The sequence below is a fragment of the Vibrio nomapromontoriensis genome (assembly GCF_050337205.1).
In the GTDB taxonomy this organism is placed as follows: Bacteria; Pseudomonadota; Gammaproteobacteria; order Enterobacterales; family Vibrionaceae; genus Vibrio; species Vibrio nomapromontoriensis.
In genome coordinates, this window is sequence record NZ_JAKJSS010000010.1 from 98,972 (window position 1) to 114,894 (window position 15,923).

At 45.2% G+C, this 15,923-nt stretch carries 13 protein-coding genes and 2 pseudogenes; 9 read left to right on the forward strand and 6 right to left on the reverse strand.

The genetic code is table 11. The annotated features are described in order from the left end of the window. Positions 1-7: 7 nt before the first annotated feature. Both L4D05_RS13480 and L4D05_RS13485 read left to right on the forward strand, forming a co-directional pair. On the forward strand, positions 8-835 hold the full coding sequence (locus L4D05_RS13480; RefSeq protein WP_265676818.1) for a class II fructose-bisphosphate aldolase: 828 nt from the start codon (positions 8-10) through the stop codon (positions 833-835). 76 nt (positions 836-911) lie between these two features. Next, a complete protein-coding gene (locus L4D05_RS13485) occupies positions 912-1,757 on the forward strand; it encodes a MurR/RpiR family transcriptional regulator (RefSeq protein WP_265676817.1) in 846 nt (281 codons plus the stop codon). A 105-nt stretch (positions 1,758-1,862) separates the two neighbouring features. Here the strand turns inward: L4D05_RS13485 and L4D05_RS13490 are convergent, their stop codons facing one another. Further along, a complete protein-coding gene (locus tag L4D05_RS13490; RefSeq protein ID WP_428794334.1) occupies positions 1,863-2,690 on the reverse strand; it encodes a sugar phosphate isomerase/epimerase family protein in 828 nt (275 codons plus the stop codon). Between the two features lie 393 nt (positions 2,691-3,083). Between L4D05_RS13490 and iolG the strand changes: the two genes are divergently transcribed. Next, a complete protein-coding gene (iolG, locus tag L4D05_RS13495) occupies positions 3,084-4,070 on the forward strand; it encodes an inositol 2-dehydrogenase (RefSeq protein ID WP_265676815.1) in 987 nt (328 codons plus the stop codon). Positions 4,071-4,073: 3 nt separating this feature from the next. On the opposite strand, the gene L4D05_RS13500 is transcribed toward iolG, so the two are convergent. The 4 genes from L4D05_RS13500 to L4D05_RS13515 form a co-directional block, all read right to left on the reverse strand. Beyond that, entirely contained in the window at positions 4,074-4,928 is an 855-nt protein-coding gene (locus L4D05_RS13500) for a MurR/RpiR family transcriptional regulator (RefSeq protein ID WP_428794335.1), read from the reverse strand. Between the two features lie 377 nt (positions 4,929-5,305). After that, positions 5,306-6,322, reverse strand: coding sequence for an ABC transporter permease (locus L4D05_RS13505; protein ID WP_265676813.1), 1,017 nt, complete (start codon positions 6,320-6,322; stop codon positions 5,306-5,308). 52 nt (positions 6,323-6,374) lie between these two features. Further along, on the reverse strand, positions 6,375-7,868 hold the full coding sequence (locus L4D05_RS13510) for a sugar ABC transporter ATP-binding protein (RefSeq protein ID WP_265676812.1): 1,494 nt from the start codon (positions 7,866-7,868) through the stop codon (positions 6,375-6,377). Positions 7,869-7,953: 85 nt separating this feature from the next. Then, positions 7,954-8,967: a sugar ABC transporter substrate-binding protein gene (locus L4D05_RS13515; RefSeq protein ID WP_428794336.1), complete on the reverse strand. Its 1,014-nt coding sequence runs from the start codon at positions 8,965-8,967 to the stop codon at positions 7,954-7,956. A gap of 683 nt (positions 8,968-9,650) precedes the next feature. Between L4D05_RS13515 and L4D05_RS13520 the strand changes: the two genes are divergently transcribed. The 4 genes and pseudogenes from L4D05_RS13520 (at position 9,651) to L4D05_RS13535 (ending at position 13,874) form a co-directional block, all read left to right on the forward strand. Next, positions 9,651-11,627 carry a bifunctional 5-dehydro-2-deoxygluconokinase/5-dehydro-2-deoxyphosphogluconate aldolase gene (locus L4D05_RS13520; RefSeq protein WP_428794337.1) on the forward strand — a complete coding sequence of 659 codons (1,977 nt, stop codon included), beginning with the start codon at positions 9,651-9,653 and terminating at the stop codon, positions 11,625-11,627. Positions 11,628-11,638: 11 nt separating this feature from the next. Next, complete coding sequence (locus L4D05_RS13525) at positions 11,639-13,159, forward strand: CoA-acylating methylmalonate-semialdehyde dehydrogenase (RefSeq protein ID WP_428794338.1); 1,521 nt, start codon at positions 11,639-11,641, stop codon at positions 13,157-13,159. Positions 13,160-13,499: 340 nt separating this feature from the next. After that, positions 13,500-13,736 (forward strand): annotated as a pseudogene (locus L4D05_RS13530) (sodium-dependent transporter); the annotation flags it as partial. Beyond that, the gene (locus tag L4D05_RS13535) at positions 13,731-13,874 is read left to right on the forward strand and encodes a DUF1294 domain-containing protein (RefSeq protein WP_428794463.1); all 144 of its coding nucleotides are present in this window, start codon (positions 13,731-13,733) and stop codon (positions 13,872-13,874) included. The pseudogene L4D05_RS13530 and the gene L4D05_RS13535, both read left to right, overlap by 6 nt. A gap of 21 nt (positions 13,875-13,895) precedes the next feature. Here L4D05_RS13535 and L4D05_RS13540 read toward each other — a convergent pair. Further along, positions 13,896-14,044: pseudogene (locus L4D05_RS13540) on the reverse strand (IS110 family transposase); the annotation flags it as partial. A 510-nt stretch (positions 14,045-14,554) separates the two neighbouring features. Between L4D05_RS13540 and L4D05_RS13545 the strand changes: the two are divergent. Beyond that, positions 14,555-14,953, forward strand: a complete 399-nt coding sequence (locus tag L4D05_RS13545) for a VOC family protein (RefSeq protein ID WP_428752142.1) — start codon at positions 14,555-14,557, stop codon at positions 14,951-14,953. 221 nt (positions 14,954-15,174) lie between these two features. Then, complete coding sequence (locus L4D05_RS13550; RefSeq protein WP_428752143.1) at positions 15,175-15,801, forward strand: LysE family translocator; 627 nt, start codon at positions 15,175-15,177, stop codon at positions 15,799-15,801. Positions 15,802-15,923: the final 122 nt, after the last annotated feature.

The following is a 15,923-nucleotide window of genomic DNA, read 5'->3' on the forward strand; positions in this document are numbered from 1 at the left end:
GAACGTTATGCTGGTTAATTTAAACGATTTATTGCCTGACGCTGCAGCGTCTAATTACTCGGTACCGTGTTTTAACGTTTTTGGCTTTGAGGATGCGCGCGCCGTTGTGGAAGCGGCGGAAGAAGTGAACAAAGCGGTGATCTTGGCATGTAATAAAGACGTGGTGGATTTTTATGGTGTCGAAACCGCGGCTGCGATGTTTCTGGGTCTCGCGACCAAAAGCACAGTGCCAGTGTGTTTGCATCTAGATCATACTTACGAAGAAGACATCGTGTTTCGAGCGCTAAAAGCGGGTTTTAGTTCTGTTATGTTTGACGGCTCTCAGCTTAGCTTAGAAGAGAATATTGCACGCACTCGTAAGGTCGCGGATGTGGCGCATGCGCTTGGCGCATCGGTAGAGGGTGAAATAGGGTCGGTACCTTATGATGAAGGTAGAGATCATATTAAAACGATTGATACGAGTCCGGAAGACGCCGCGAGATTCGCCCGCGAAAGTGGTGCCGATTGTGTGGCTATCTCTGTAGGAAATATCCACCGTTTGACCGAGCCAACATGCACCATTGATTTTGGTTTGCTTGACCGGATCGCCGCTGAAGTGCCTATTCCATTAGTGATTCATGGAACCAGTGGAATTCGTGATGAAGATATGGAAAAACTCAAGCACAGCAGGGTTTCAAAGTTCAATATCGGTACCTGCTTGAGGCAGGCACTTGGCAACAATTTACGTGGTTATATGAATGATGAGCCTGAAAAATTTGACCGTATTTACTTCATGCAAAAAGCAATGCCATACGTGAAAGAAGAAGCAATACGAAACTTTGAGCTTTTATCTTAGAATTAATACCCCAGAGTGCTGAGCCTTGGGGTATTATTGATTTTATAACACCAGAAAAACAGGAAAGATGTAGGGTATGGAAGTTGAAACTACGGAAATTCTTCAAGTGCCTGCTGATTTAGATTCGCTAAAAGAGCTGATCGTAAAGCGTTACGACACGCTTAGCCAACGGTTACAACAAGTGGCAGATTATGTGTTGGCTCAACCAATGATGGTCGCCGTTGAAACGATGGCAACGATTGCGGAACAAGCCAATGTCCCGTTATCGACACTCAGTCGATTTTCCAATGCAATGGGCTTTAGCGGTTTTAGCCACATGCAGGCGTTGTTTCGTGATCAGTATCTAAACAGACCTCGTGATTATAAAGACCGAGTGCGCAAGGCAAGAGACCAAGACACATATCGACCTGAATCACCTACCGCGATCTTCAATGACTATTGTGCGGCGAATGTGGATGCGATAGAAAAACTGCAAGTATCAGTCTCGCCTCATAAATTAGAACGTGCTGTCAGCTTAATGGACCAAGCTGAGACCATTTATATCCAAGGGATGCGCCGAGCGTACCCGGTGGCGTTCTATCTTTGGTATGCGTTGATGAAATCGGATAATAACGTGGTTCTGTTAGATGATCACGGTGGCATGCTAACGCCGATGATACGTAACATGAATGAGAAAGATGTGCTCTTTACAGTGACGTTCGCACCGTATGCGATGGAAACGAGTAACGTGATTGAATGCGCGCACGACAGAGGCGTTCCTATTATTGCTATTGCGGATAATCAGATGATGGCGCACGGCAGTAAAATGGACGTATGTTTTGAGGTAGAGGAGGGCGAAGTGATGGGCTTTCGTTCTTTGAGCTCTTCAATGTATCTTGCTCAGACATTAGCCGTTAGCTTAATGTGCCGAGAAATTAAGTAGCGTGAGGGGGACAATATTTCGCTCACCTCAATATGAAAAAGCCGATGATTCATCGGCTTTTTTTATGCTTTCAATTTATTGAGGACTGGTCGCACTTTTTTCAGATCAGTTAAATAGACGTTTCATGCCGAAAAGCATACTCGTCGCCGTGTCGTAATGGTCGCCTTCCCACAGCTGGTCATTTAAAAATTCCCCAGAGTAGAACCCATCATACCCCGTGCTTTGTATCGCCGCTGTCCATTCTTGTAGAGGGATCTCCCCTTGTCCTATTAGGCAGTTGCGCAGTTCTTTTTCATCAACCCAAGGTGCGCCTATATCAGGGCGGTGACCATCCGATATATGGACGTTGTAGATTAGAGATGCGTCAATCTTCGCGATCTCTTCCGGTGTCGCGCCACGACACGCCCAAAAATGCCACGTGTCTAAAACAAAACCAAAATTATCGCGATTTACCGCATCGTGCAGCTGGAAGTAGTGTTTCAATGTTGCAATTGGCGTCCATGCCGCGCCTTCATATTGAAAGCGAATGCCATGTTCTTTACCGATGTCGGCGATGCTCCGAATATTTTGAGCGGTAATTCGGATGTTATCCTCAGTGGATAGTCCAGTAAGCGCTTCGAATGCGTTTAATTGGATGGTTGGTGCGCCAATATCTTTAGCAAACTGACATAGAATTTCGGTGTCTTTGAAAAGCTGCTTTTGCGCAGCGCTGCCTGTGCTCTCGACACTCCCGATAATATCAATAGCGGAAGGAGCGATATTAGCATCTTGTAGGCGAGTTTTTAGCTCTTGGCTAGTGAGGCCAGCGTTGATGTAACGCCATAGTTTCTCTGTGTGAATCTCTAGACCGTCATAGCCGGTCTCTTTGGCTAGACGAATATCGCTGACAATATTGTTGTGCAATGAGCACATTCCATGCAATGCGTAACGCATAAATTATCCTTCTATAGTTATGAGCCGTCATCTTGCTATCCACGTTCGATTTCGTCGGTGGCGTTTAACAGAGTAAACTCTATTTTCAATCGCGTGATAAATATTTTCCAATTCCTTTTTCTCTTTATGTGACTACACATCAGTATTTACATTGAACTAGGCATTGTGTGAGTTTTTTGGTAGGTTTTTAGGGGGTTTTAAGGTAACTTTGTGTGATAATTATTTTTCATCTTGTCGTTGTTGATGCGTATTTTTTGGACTGCGGTTTATTAGTAAGCGTAGGGTTGAAGAGCGAAGACGAGAAATAATAGGCTTCATGGATGCGGTATTCGCATTTATCTTTTTAACGCTTACGTTCAGTAATGACGTACGTGACATGGCAAGGAAATTAGTATGTTTAACATTGCTTTATTTGGTGCGGGCCGTATTGGTAAAGTACACGCCGTCAATATCCATAATCATCCTGACACCAAGCTGTATTCGATAGTAGACCCTTATGTTGAGGGAGCCAATCAACTGGCTCTGCAATATAATGCAAAGATCCAAACAATAGAGGAGGCAATGCTAGACCCAGATGTACATGGGGTGTGTATAGGCTCTGCAACGGATACTCATGCCAATTTTATTGAGCTTGCAGCACAAAATGGTAAAACTATCTTGTGTGAAAAACCGATAGATTTGGAGCTCAGCCGTGTGCGAGATTGTTTGGCAGTGCTGGCGAAAACCCCGGTTTCTATGCTAGTTGGATTCAATCGTCGATTTGATCCGCAATTCAAAAAGCTTAAGTCGCAGTTTGGCGCTGGTGTGATTGGAAAAGCAGAATCATTACTGATTACTTCGCGAGATCCCTCTCCCCCTCCTGCCAACTATGCTAAAGCCTCGGGTGGTATGTTTCGTGATATGAGTATTCATGACCTTGATATGGCTCGTTATATTCTAGGCGAGGATCCTATCGCTATTACCGCTCACGGAAGCTGTATGGTAGACAAAGCAATCGGAGAGGCTGGGGATATTGACACTGCGGTTATTGTCATGAATTTTCCATCAGGTGCTATCGCCACTATTTCAAACAGTCGTCGCTCTGGGTATGGTTATGATCAACGTATGGAACTGCATGGTGAGAAAGGGCTACTACAAGCGGGCAATATGAAAGAAGATCTCGTTCAGCACTGGGGTGAAAGTGGTTGTGTTAGTGCAAAACCACAATACTTCTTTTTAGAGCGATATGAGCAAGCTTACATTGCCGAGTGGGCCCATTTTGTCGATGTTCTAGCAGGAAAAGCAACGCCTATCTGTGATGGCAACGATGGCGAACGCGCCTTGGTACTAGCCGAGGCGGCTTTAGAGTCGATGCAAACAGGTAAAACGGTGCTTCTTTAATTCTTATCGATTTGGCAGCACGTATTCTTCAGGAGTGCTGCCTTGTTTAAATGCGAGCGCGACCGCGATGGACTGCACTAAACATAACGAAGCGGACTGTGAGCGAAAAGCGTCAACCTTCGCCTCTTTCACGACAAAACATACGCCACTGTACTCCGCCAACGGACTGACTAGACTGTCGGTAATCATGATTTGCTTCGCCCCAGCTTTACTTGCTAATTTATTTAGATTGACGGTTTCCTGAGCGTAGGGCGAAAAGCTGATTGAAACCACGGCGTCGTTTGCTCCAACCATACTAAGTTGTTCTTCATACATACCTCCTAATCCATCAATCAGAAATGCTCGGCACTCTAAGTGGCGCAGCGCATAAGTAAAGTAGGAAGCAACACTGAAAGAACGGCGTTGCCCAATGAGATAGATGTTGTCAGCGCTGGCCAAAATGTCGAGTGCTTGCTGAAGCTTTTCGGGCGATGTTTGCTGAGCAAGCTGCAGCATGGCTTGAGAATTTTCGTTAGCAAACTCATGTAAAATGTCCAAGGGTGTTTCTCTAGGGTGATCGTCACTGAGCGCTTTGACTAACTTTGCCCGCTGTGTGTAGCTGGTTGTCTCATCGACCAGGTGTTGACGAAATATTTGTTTCAGTTCATTAAAGCCACTGTAATTAAACGCATTCGCAAAACGGATTAATGTTGATGGGGGAACATCGGCGGCTTTGGCAATAACGGCGACGGTATCGAAGGCAATGCTGTTGGGGTTTTCCAGAACGTAGTGGGCGACTTGCTGCAAGCGTTTGCTTAACTTACTGTGTTGTTGACGAATTTGGCTTTCAAGTTCGCTAAGGTTGCTTGCAGAACCCATAATAAATACCTTTAGAATGTCTACGCCAGACGCAGCTGGCTTGGTGAATGACTATAGTACAGAGCTATTCACCGATGTGAAATAGCGAAAACAGAAATGAAACACTTATTTCATTACTTCATTATTTTTAACTCTAGATTTTGTATTAATTCGGCTTTTTAGCATCAGTCACCTTTCGTCATCGTCATTTTTGGCAACGCCTCCCTTTAGTCACAGTCACCGCTTTAGGTGTCGCGTATTCGTCAACGTGAGCTTGCCATACCGTAATAAAAAAAAGCCACGATAGCAGGACACTTCGTGGCACGGAAAACCTCAGGGGAGGTCCCTACATTCAATCTTCTGTGGTAACGGTGTATCTAGAGTGAGTTGTATGACGGCTATTTGCTTTTCTTCTGGCGCTTCATATCAAAGATAACCGCGACAACAATCACCAAGCCTTTGACGACTTGTTGCCAGTAAGCGGAAACATTGAGTAGGTCGAGACCATTTTGCAGTACACCCATGATCATCGTGCCGACAATCGTGCCTTGAATGGTACCAATTCCGCCAGCGTGCGATACGCCGCCTACCGTTGCTGCCGCAATCGCATCAAGTTCGTACATGTTACCCAATCCAGGTTGCCCGGAGTTAATACGAGCCGTCAGAATTAAGGCTGCAATACCGGCGAGGAAACCTGCATAGACATAGACCAGGATTTTGTATTTTGTCACGTTAATCCCTGACACATAGGCGGCGGTTTCGTTACCACCGATGGCGTAAGCGTATTTGCCAAATCGGGTGTAATTGAGTAACAAATAAGTAAATAGCGCCATGACGAGGAATATCACCACAGGCACTGGAATACCCGCAATGCTACCTTGACCTATCCATTGGTAGGAATCGATTAGGCTACTGATAGGGCGGCCGTCTGAATATAAAAGCGCAGCGCCACGAGCGATGATCATCATGCCTAAGGTAGCAATAAATGGTGGGATGCCCGTGTAAGCGATCAGTGCTCCGTTAATTAAGCCACAAAAAGCCCCCACACCGAGCGCGACCAAAATAGGCACAATAACCGGCAGTTCAGGCAAGTTTGGGTACATTCTCATGCCCCAGTCTAGGGTTTGCGCGGTACTGGCTGATACCACGGCTGCTACCGCTAACACCGAACCTGAAGATAAGTCTATCCCGCGGGTGATGATGATGATGGTGACGCCTAACGCAAGTAGACCGATACTGGCCATCTGTGTCATTACATTGAGTAAGTTAGCGACGGTGAGAAAAACCGGAGATAAAATGCTCATGACCACGCACATGGCAACAAAGACGACATAGATGGCGTATTTGGAAATAAAACGAGTTTTGTTGCCAGTTTTCGGTTGATCCGACGTGGCTTGAAGAAGTTTAGCTATCATAACTACTTTCCTTGATAGGTTGGGCTAGCTTGCGGTGCCAATTAAACACGTATTAATTGAACGCTAATGACATGACTTGTTGCTGAGAGGCCTCGTGACCGTCCAGTTCGCCTTTGAATTGACCATCATGCATAACAAGAATTCGGTCACTCATACCAATGACCTCGGGTAATTCTGATGAGATCATGACCAGGCTTTTCCCCATGCCTGTGAGCAGACGCATCAGTTTGTAGATCTCGGATTTTGCACCAACGTCGATACCTCGTGTTGGCTCGTCGAGAAACAGAATGTCTGGCTTGGTTAGCATCCAACGAGCCAGCAATACTTTTTGTTGGTTGCCACCGCTTAAATTATCAATGGCTTCAGACATGCCAGGGGTTTTCACTTTGAGTGACGAGCATTGCGTTGAGCAGTCTTTCTGCATTTTTCTGACATCAAGTAAATTACTGACCTTATGGCGGTAAGCGTCAAGGTGAGCAATGGAGGTATTAGCAAAAATATCCAACATCAAATACAGACCAGAATGGCGGCGATCCTCGGTAAGAAAGGCCATCTTGTGGTTGATGGCGTCGGTAGGGGTTTTGATTTCAACATTGTCACCGTTGATCCAAATTTCGCCGACATCTTTTTTTCTCACTCCAAACAGCGTTTCAATCAGTTCGGTGCGACCAGAGCCCACCAGTCCGGCTATTCCAAGGATCTCGCCTTCATGAAGCTTGAAGCTGATATCACTGAACTGACCCTCAACAGAGAGGTTTCGTACGTCTAATCTCACTTTGCCTGGTTTAGCCGTGATTGGCGGATAAACGTCACCAAGATCGCGTCCTACCATCATGTGAACGAGTTCGTCGTTGTTAGTGGAAGCCGCTTCACGTTCACCAATGAAATTGCCATCTCGAAAGACGGTGATGTCATCACAAATACGGAAAATCTCATCCATTTTGTGGCTGATATACACCACTGCGACGCCTTGGGATTTGAGTAATTCAATGATCTCGAACAGATGGTCAACTTCTTTGCCCGTTAAAGCAGAAGTGGGTTCATCCATAATGATGATCTTAGAGTGATAGGAAATCGCTTTTGAAATCTCGATCATTTGCATGGTGGCAACGGTAAGTTCACTCATGGGCGTGCGAGGGTCTAAGTGTAAATCCAGCTTTTCCAATAACGTGGTGGTATCACGGTACATCTTGCTATGGTCGATGAGATTGAAAGGCCCCTTAGTGGGCTCTCTACCCAACCAAATGTTTTCAGCAATGCTGCGGTGAAGAATAGGGGACAGCTCCTGATGAATCATCGAAATTCCAGACTCAAGCGCATCTTTAGCGCCGGTGAAGTTGACGGGAGTTCCTTGATAGCGAATGGTGCCATCGTCTCGTTGATATATCCCAAAAAGCACTTTCATTAGGGTGGATTTTCCGGCACCATTTTCGCCCATTAAGGCCATGACGCGCCCCTTTCTTAATGTCAGTTGCACATTATCGAGGGCTTTAACTCCAGGGAAGGATTTAGAAATACCACGCATTTCCAAGAGGGCTTGACTCATAATTACAGCTCCGTTTGAAATGTTCTATGCGCCGGTTCTACTTGAACGGTAAGACAGCACATAGAACATATGAGTAAAGGTGACGTTAACCTTGTTTAGCTTTGAACTCAGCAAGGTTGTCTTTGGTGACAAGCTCGGCAGGTATCCATGTGATTTTTTCACGCGGTTGTTTTTTGATGCCATTGAGTGCTGCGTCGATCGCGCCGCGAGCCTGACCACCGCCGTCTTGGAACACGGTGGCATCCAGTGCGCCGCTTTCAATCGCCATTAATCCATCTGGCGTTGCATCCACGCCAACCACAATAGTGTCATCAAGTTTGCCTGCGGCACGCAGTGCCTGAATAGCACCCAGCGCCATGTCGTCGTTATTGGCAATGATGACATCAAGTTTGTCGCCCGAATTGATCCAGTTTTCCATCACGACCATGGCTTGCGAGCGCTGCCATAACGCGGTTTGCTTACGAATGATGTTGAAGTCAGGTTTGTCTTGGAAATAATCTTCGACACCTTCAGTTCGAAGGATCGCGGCTTCAATGGTCATCATGCCCATCAAAATACCGATGTTGCCACCATCACTTTTATTGGCGACGTACTTCGCTTGTTCTTTACCAAATTGCAGCTCTTCAGAGCCGACGTAAGCCACTCCTTCTGGAAGGTAAGAAGGGCGTCGGTTGAGGTAAACCAATTCGATCCCTGCATCCAATATTTTGTCTGTCATCGGTTGCGTTGCATCGGTATTTACCGGCACTAAAATAATGCCGTCGACTTGTTGGATGATGAAGTTTTGTACCTGACCGAGCTGCTTAACCGTATCTTCTTTAGCATCGACAAAGATGAGTTCAATATTGTCTTGCTTCTCTGCATAGGCGGTCATTGAGTCTTTCATATTGACTAAGAAAGTATCGTCAAAGTTAGGAATGGCGACGCCAATTGTCACAACATCGCTTTTGCTCTCTTCTCCGCCACACGCGACAAGGCTCATTAAACCAATAGCAACGAGACCCGTTTTTGCCACTCGTTTAGTGGTCTCTTGATAGCAAGCAATCTTATGCGAGAAGCGGGTTACACATTGAAAAAGAGTGTTCATTTTTGATGACATTGACTGTCTCCTTGTTGTTATCACTTTTACTGCCTATCACGGGACGTTTCACAATGTAATGTCGACGATTAATGAATAGGCATTATAAATTGGGTCTTTTTATTCCATTAAAGGGTGATATTTATTGTGTATTTTAAATGATAAATATTTTTCATTTGTTTCGCTGATAACTATATAGATAGAAAATTATTTTTGCCATTAGATAGTGAGCACAATTGTTATAATTGTTACATAGATCTTGTAGGTGTTAATTTTTGTGATATGTCGCAGTTTTATAACTTGATGATAAATAAAGGTAAAATATCAAGGTTGTTTCTGTTTTTATCTCTAAGTTATTGATTTAGATTGGCTAAAGAATTTGGGTTACAAAAATAATTCGATGAAAAAAGAGTTGGAAAATTTTTTCTATTTTTTCATTTTTTAGCGTAAGACTAAAGTCTAATAACAAACCGGTAATGTAACCGTGATCACTCATTTGGATTAAATATTTCGTTTTACTTTGATTTTAGAATGTACATTTCATATAAAGAGTAAAACAGAATGATCGTTCTCTTCATTAACCTAATTTCATTTTGTTTGATTGATCATCTTTTCAGTTGGTAAAACAGCACACACTGTTGTTGCTATTGGAACCGCTAAAGCGCAGTGAGTGAAATGAACGCTTAGTCGTAGGGAATAGAAATATGAAGTTGGAAGATAAAACGCTGGATTTAATTTGTTTGGGTAGAGTCGCGGTTGATCTGTATGGGGAGCAAATAGGCTCGCCGTTAGAATCAATGAGTACATTTGCAAAATACTTAGGTGGTTCGTCTGGCAACGTTGCGTTTGGCACGGCTAGGCAAGGGCTAAAGTCTTCCATGCTCGCTCGAGTGGGTGATGAACATATGGGACGATTTGTACGCCAAGAATTGCAATCTGTCGGCGTTGATACAAGCCACCTAATTACTGATAAAGAGCGGTTAACGGCATTAGTGTTGCTGGGGATTAAGGACGAAGAGACGTTTCCGTTGGTGTTTTATCGAGATAACTGTGCGGATATGGCGATCAGTGTGGACGATATTTCTGAATCCTATATTGCCTCGGCACGATGTTTAGCCATTACCGGGACACATTTATCCCACCCACGAACGCGTGATGCGGTACTGCTTGCCTTAAACTATGCAAAAAAACATGATGTTAAGACAGTGCTCGATATTGATTATCGTCCGGTATTATGGGGTTTAACCGCATTAGGCGACGGAGAAACGCGCTTTATTGGATCCGATGAAGTAACACAACAGTTGCAGCACGTGCTGGGTCTTTTCGATGTGATTGTTGGTACGGAAGAAGAGTTTCATATCGCGGGCGGATCAACGGACACGGTGGAGGCGCTGCGTACAGTGCGGCGTGTGAGTCAGGCTGATCTTGTATGTAAACGAGGTGCATTAGGGTGCTCTGTGTTTACAAGCGATGTGCCAGAGAGCCTTGATGATGGCATCACGATTGAAGGGGTGCGTGTGGATGTCCTTAATGTTTTAGGCGCAGGCGACGCGTTTATGTCTGGTTTATTGCGTGGCTACCTCAATAATGAAGGTTGGGAGCAAGCTTGTCGTTATGCCAATGCCTGTGGCGCTTTGGTGGTATCACGACATGGTTGCGCGCCAGCGATGCCAACGAAAGAGGAGCTCGACAACTACTTACTCAGGGCATCAAGCGTACCGCGTCCTGATCAAGACCAGCATTTAAACCACTTACATCGTGTCACGACTCGAAAAAAACACTGGGACGATTTATGTGTTCTGGCTTTTGATCATCGCAGTCAATTTGAACAAATGGTTCTAGATACGGGGGCAGATCGGTCTCAAATCGCCCCGCTAAAAGCGTTGATCTACCGTGCGTCACAAGAGGTCTCTGCTGAGGAAGGGCTAGCCGAGCAGTCGGGTGTGCTTTGCGACAGCCGATTCGGTCAATCGGTTCTGAATGCGGCGACAGGAACAGGGGTGTGGATAGGTCGGCCCATTGAACTTCCGGGCTCTCGACCGCTGCAACTTGAGCATGGGAATATTGGTTCACAACTCCTTTCATGGCCCTTGGAACATGTGGTGAAATGCCTGGTCTTTTGTCATCCAGATGACGAGCCGACGCTTCGTCATGCACAGGAAAAGACGGTTAAAGAGGTGTACCAAGCTTGCTGTCAGTCTGGGCATGAACTGCTTCTTGAAGTTATCTTACCGAAAGGCTGTGAAGCAAATGATGGGTTTTATGTTGCGTTATTGCAGCAATTCTATGCAATCGATGTCAAACCCGATTGGTGGAAATTGCCACCATTGTCACCTTCTTCGTGGCGTTGCGTAGAACGAATCGTCCATGAAAATGATCCTTATTGTCGAGGAGTGTTGATTCTCGGTTTAGATGCGCCGATCGATGAGGTAAAAGCGGGTTTTAACGCAGCGGCAGATTGCTCGCTTGTTAAAGGTTTTGCAGTGGGGCGCACTCTCTTTGGTCTACCGTCTAGCTTATGGTTGTCGAATGAGATAGGGGATGATGAGTTCGTCGCTCAAGTAAAAACCAACTACCAACGATTAATTACTGCATGGCGTGAGCGCCAATTGAACGAGCCGAATTCAAATTCAGTGCAGAGCCTTTTACAAACAGAATCCACTACATTGGTATCAAATTAAGGAACGCAGTTATGGAAACCGTATTTAACTTTATTAATGGTGCAGTTCATGATGCTGTTGGTGAACCGCAGTCTAACCGTATCTCTCCCATTTTTGACCCCGCGACAGGGCAGCAGACTAAGCAGGTTAGACTGAGCGATGAGGCGCAAACCCAACACGCGATTGCAGCCGCTCAACATGCTTATGCCGACTGGGCGAAAACCTCGCCACTAAAACGGGCCCGAGTATTATTTGCCTTTAAAGCGTTAGTGGAAGAGAACCTAGAGCGCTTGGCTCGTTTGATTTCTAGTGAACATGGAAAGGTGTATTCGGATGCCATTGGAGAGCTAGCGCGTGGGCTTGAAGTGGTGGAGTTTGCATGTGGCATTCCGCATTTACAAAAAGGCGAACACTCTTCTAATGTGGGGACAGGGGTGGATAGCCACTCACTCATGCAACCTTTAGGGGTTTGCGTTGGTATTACCCCGTTTAATTTCCCGGCAATGGTTCCAATGTGGATGTTTCCGATTGCGTTGGCGACGGGTAACACGTTTGTATTAAAACCGTCAGAGAAGGATCCTTCTCTGGCAGTCGAGCTAGCGCTCTTGCTTAAGCAAGCGGGTTTACCTGACGGTGTATTCAACGTGGTTCAAGGGGATAAGGAAGCAGTGGATGTTCTGCTGGCGGATGAACGTGTTCAAGCGGTGAGTTTTGTTGGCTCAACGCCCATAGCAGAATACATTTATGCAACGGCTTCTGCGCACGGCAAACGATGCCAAGCATTAGGCGGTGCTAAGAATCATTGCTTAGTGATGCCCGATGCGGATTTAGATATGGCCTCTAATGCCATTATGGGCGCGGCTTACGGCGCGGCGGGAGAACGGTGTATGGCGTTATCGGTGGTGGTCGCGGTGGGAGATGAAACCGCGGATCGCTTAATTGATAAATTACGAACCCAAATAGCAACGATGCAAGTGGGGCCGGGTATTGTTGAAGGTAAAGAAAATGACATGGGGCCGGTGATTTCTGCGCCGCATAAACAAAAGATTTGTGACCTTGTCACAAATGGGGTTGAGCAAGGCGCGTCTTTGTTAGTTGATGGGAGAGATTTGACAATCTCAGGCTACGAGCAAGGTTATTTTGTGGGACCGACATTGTTTGATCATGTCACGCCAGAGATGACCATTTACCAAGAAGAAATCTTTGGTCCGGTACTCGCCATCGTCCGTGTGCCCAATTACGCCACCGGACTGGAATTGATTAATCAGCATGAGTACGGTAACGGCACGGCGATTTTTACTCGCGACGGTGAAACCGCTCGTCAGTTTGAAGAAGAAGTGCTTGCCGGGATGGTTGGCGTGAATGTGCCACTGCCCGTACCCATGGCGTTTCACAGTTTTGGCGGATGGAAGCGCTCTATCTTTGGACCGCTAAATATGCACGGTGGCGACGGTGTTCGTTTTTATACACGCATGAAAACTGTGACAAGCCGATGGCCTGCCAGCGTGCGTTTGGAAGAGCACGCTAGTCGCTTCAATTTTCCTACGATGTAACGTTAAATTGGTCGTTATCAAGCAGTCGCTCCGGCGACTGCTTTTTTTTGAGCCGCAGTTGCCGTTTTCCGAGCGATGAAAATATCTTGGCAGTGAATGAGTGCGTCCCTTTCGCACTTTTTGATGTTAATACCGTAATTCTACGGTTTCGTTTGCCACACTCTCCTCCTACTATACGCAGCGCTTTTTCTAGTGACGCGTGATCACACAACGCGTCGCTTTCATTACTGCTCAGAAACACAATCAAATTCATCTATTTTTTAACATTACTTTCGGAGATGTTGTGGCAAGTCACCTTTCACAATCAAGAGATACATGGGGATCAAAGCTTGGCTTTGTTATGGCCGCCGCCGGTTCCGCGGTCGGACTTGGGAGTATTTGGAAATTCCTGTATACCGCGTCTGAAAGTGGGGGTGGGGCGTTTGTTCTTATCTACTTTGCTTTTGTTATTTTCATCGGATTTAGCGTGATGTTGACGGAATTTGCTATTGGTCGATATACCCAAAAGTCAGCCGTTGGTGCATTCAAAATAACGGATCGGAGTTGGACATTTACTGGTGTCATTAGCGTGGTGAGTACTTTTACATACTTTATGTTTGCTTGGGATAAGCAGGCGGCACAGAATGGCAGCTGGCGAACGGCAGAAAATACGCTATATACCCTATCCTTGGCCGGGGGGTGGCCTGGAGCATTATTAGCTCAAGTTACGCGTTAAGTGATGTGGACTAACAAGAGACTATGGCGTCAATAGTTGATTTTTGGCGCAGTTTTCGTCCCATATAACACCGTCTCTAAGCATAGAATTGAGAATCACAACCATCTTTCTCATACAGGCAACTCTTGATACTGTTTAGGTTTACCGACGGCAAGTAATCGCTCATAAGTTGGCAATATTCAGAAATTCAGAAGAGTAATTTTGAAGCGAAAGTACAGTAGAAAGTATTAAAACGTGCGAACTTGGAGCTAAGGTTATTGCGAGGTGATGTCAAAGCCTCGGCGATTAAAACAGATACTTCAACCTATACAGATCTCAATGCAATCGTATTGAAAATGCAATACAACTCGATTACTCAGGTTAGCGGCAGCTTACTTAGGCTTTAGATTAATTCTAGATTTTATGCATAACGTTGAATGTGTCGCAAAAGTGTGGGGGAGCAGTTTTTAGGTTGTGTGCTTCATGGTAAATCTTTGTAATTAATGCATTACTGCTGAAATCTAAATGAAAGGTTCAATTTTAGAGTTTGTAGCAGCCTATGTGACAGGTCAAAAGGCTTGGTTCTAGTGTAATAGGTAATGCGTTAAAAAGTGCATTTAAGAATAACGGCCAATAGTTGGTATTTTATATTCCATGGTTGGATATTTACGCTGAAATAGAGGCGAAAACAAGGAAAGTAGATGAACTTAAATCAAATAACCTTGGCTGTTCATGATATTGAGTCGGCAGTCAAATTCTATACGACACTTGGGTTGACCCAAATTGTTGGGAACGACTATTACGCGCGTTTTTCATTTCCAGATGGTGATGCGACTTTTTCAATCTATCTAGATACTGAAAAGAAAGGTTTAGATTGTCGTGGTGTCGTTTATTTTGAGCATGAAGATCTTGATCAGTTAGTTGAGCACCTAAAATCGAAGGGTATCAATTTTTCTCAAGATCCAACGATGCAGACTTATCTTTGGAGAGAAGCGGCGTTAAGTGACCCATCAGGCAACAAAATTAAGCTATATTGGGCTGGCGAAAATAGACTAAATCCTCCTTGGAAGCTGGAGGGTAAGGACTCTAGCTGTTTATGAAAACCAAAGAGCCGTGACTTATGGGTTGTTTCATAAACATGATGACAGTTCCTGTGAAGTAAAGCGTATGTACTCAAATACAAAAGGAGCAGGTAGCTCTCTGATTTCACAAGTGTCATAGTGACAGAGCAATCGATGCTCACGGGAAGTATGTGCATACCGATAGTTCGAGTTGTGTGGATACGACGTTAGCACTTGAATAGACGTAACAAGGAGGTGACATGTTTCCAATTGAAGTTTTTCTGCCCTATACAGTGGCTTGTCTTTTGCTGGTTATTTCACCGGGGCCTGATAATTTGCTGGCCGTTGGGCGGGGTTTAAGTCAAGGTAGGGTGGCGGCGATAGTCTCGGGGTTGTCGTCTGGCGCGGGGATCCTTTTTCATGTTATTGCGGCAACGTTTGGTCTTACCTTACTTATTCAAACCTCAGAATTGGCGTTCTATGTCGTTAAGATTGCGGGCGCAGCGTATTTGATTTGGTTAGGGATAAAGGTACTGCGTACCCGCAGTTTATTCTCTTTGGAGCCGGCGAAAAAACAATCAATAAAAGCGATTTTCTCGACAGGCTTTTTATCAGCAGCCCTCAACCCAAAACCAGGTATGTTTGTTCTCGCTTTTGTCCCCCAGTTCGTCAATCCAGCGTTAGGCTCGGTCACTGTTCAAATGGTTGGTTATGGCGTTTGGTTCGCATTACTTACCGCGATTGGTTTTAGCTTGATGGGTGTTTTCGCATCGCAGTTATCTCATTGGTTTAGGCGCAAACCTAAATTGGTATCAGCTCTAAACGTAGGGGCAGGATTAACATTTATCTCTTCAGGTTTAGCGGTGGCGTTTATGAAGCAGCACTAAATAAGAGGTGTTTGCTTAGCTGGTAGTACAGTGAAAGAATTTCAAGGTAATTTCGACCACTACAGGGTACACATTTCCGTATAGTTAACCTGTTCTCTTATTAGTTTTTTTTTGAGTTACAC

Coding starts and splice junctions, on each gene's coding strand:
- L4D05_RS13480 (WP_265676818.1), top strand. CDS start 8: ATGCTGGTTAATTTAAACGATTTATTGCCTGACGCTGCAGCGTCTAAT.
- L4D05_RS13485 (WP_265676817.1), top strand. CDS start 912: ATGGAAGTTGAAACTACGGAAATTCTTCAAGTGCCTGCTGATTTAGAT.
- L4D05_RS13490 (WP_428794334.1), bottom strand. CDS start 2,690: ATGCGTTACGCATTGCATGGAATGTGCTCATTGCACAACAATATTGTC.
- iolG (WP_265676815.1), top strand. CDS start 3,084: ATGTTTAACATTGCTTTATTTGGTGCGGGCCGTATTGGTAAAGTACAC.
- L4D05_RS13500 (WP_428794335.1), bottom strand. CDS start 4,928: ATGGGTTCTGCAAGCAACCTTAGCGAACTTGAAAGCCAAATTCGTCAA.
- L4D05_RS13505 (WP_265676813.1), bottom strand. CDS start 6,322: ATGATAGCTAAACTTCTTCAAGCCACGTCGGATCAACCGAAAACTGGC.
- L4D05_RS13510 (WP_265676812.1), bottom strand. CDS start 7,868: ATGAGTCAAGCCCTCTTGGAAATGCGTGGTATTTCTAAATCCTTCCCT.
- L4D05_RS13515 (WP_428794336.1), bottom strand. CDS start 8,967: ATGTCATCAAAAATGAACACTCTTTTTCAATGTGTAACCCGCTTCTCG.
- L4D05_RS13520 (WP_428794337.1), top strand. CDS start 9,651: ATGAAGTTGGAAGATAAAACGCTGGATTTAATTTGTTTGGGTAGAGTC.
- L4D05_RS13525 (WP_428794338.1), top strand. CDS start 11,639: ATGGAAACCGTATTTAACTTTATTAATGGTGCAGTTCATGATGCTGTT.
- L4D05_RS13545 (WP_428752142.1), top strand. CDS start 14,555: ATGAACTTAAATCAAATAACCTTGGCTGTTCATGATATTGAGTCGGCA.
- L4D05_RS13550 (WP_428752143.1), top strand. CDS start 15,175: ATGTTTCCAATTGAAGTTTTTCTGCCCTATACAGTGGCTTGTCTTTTG.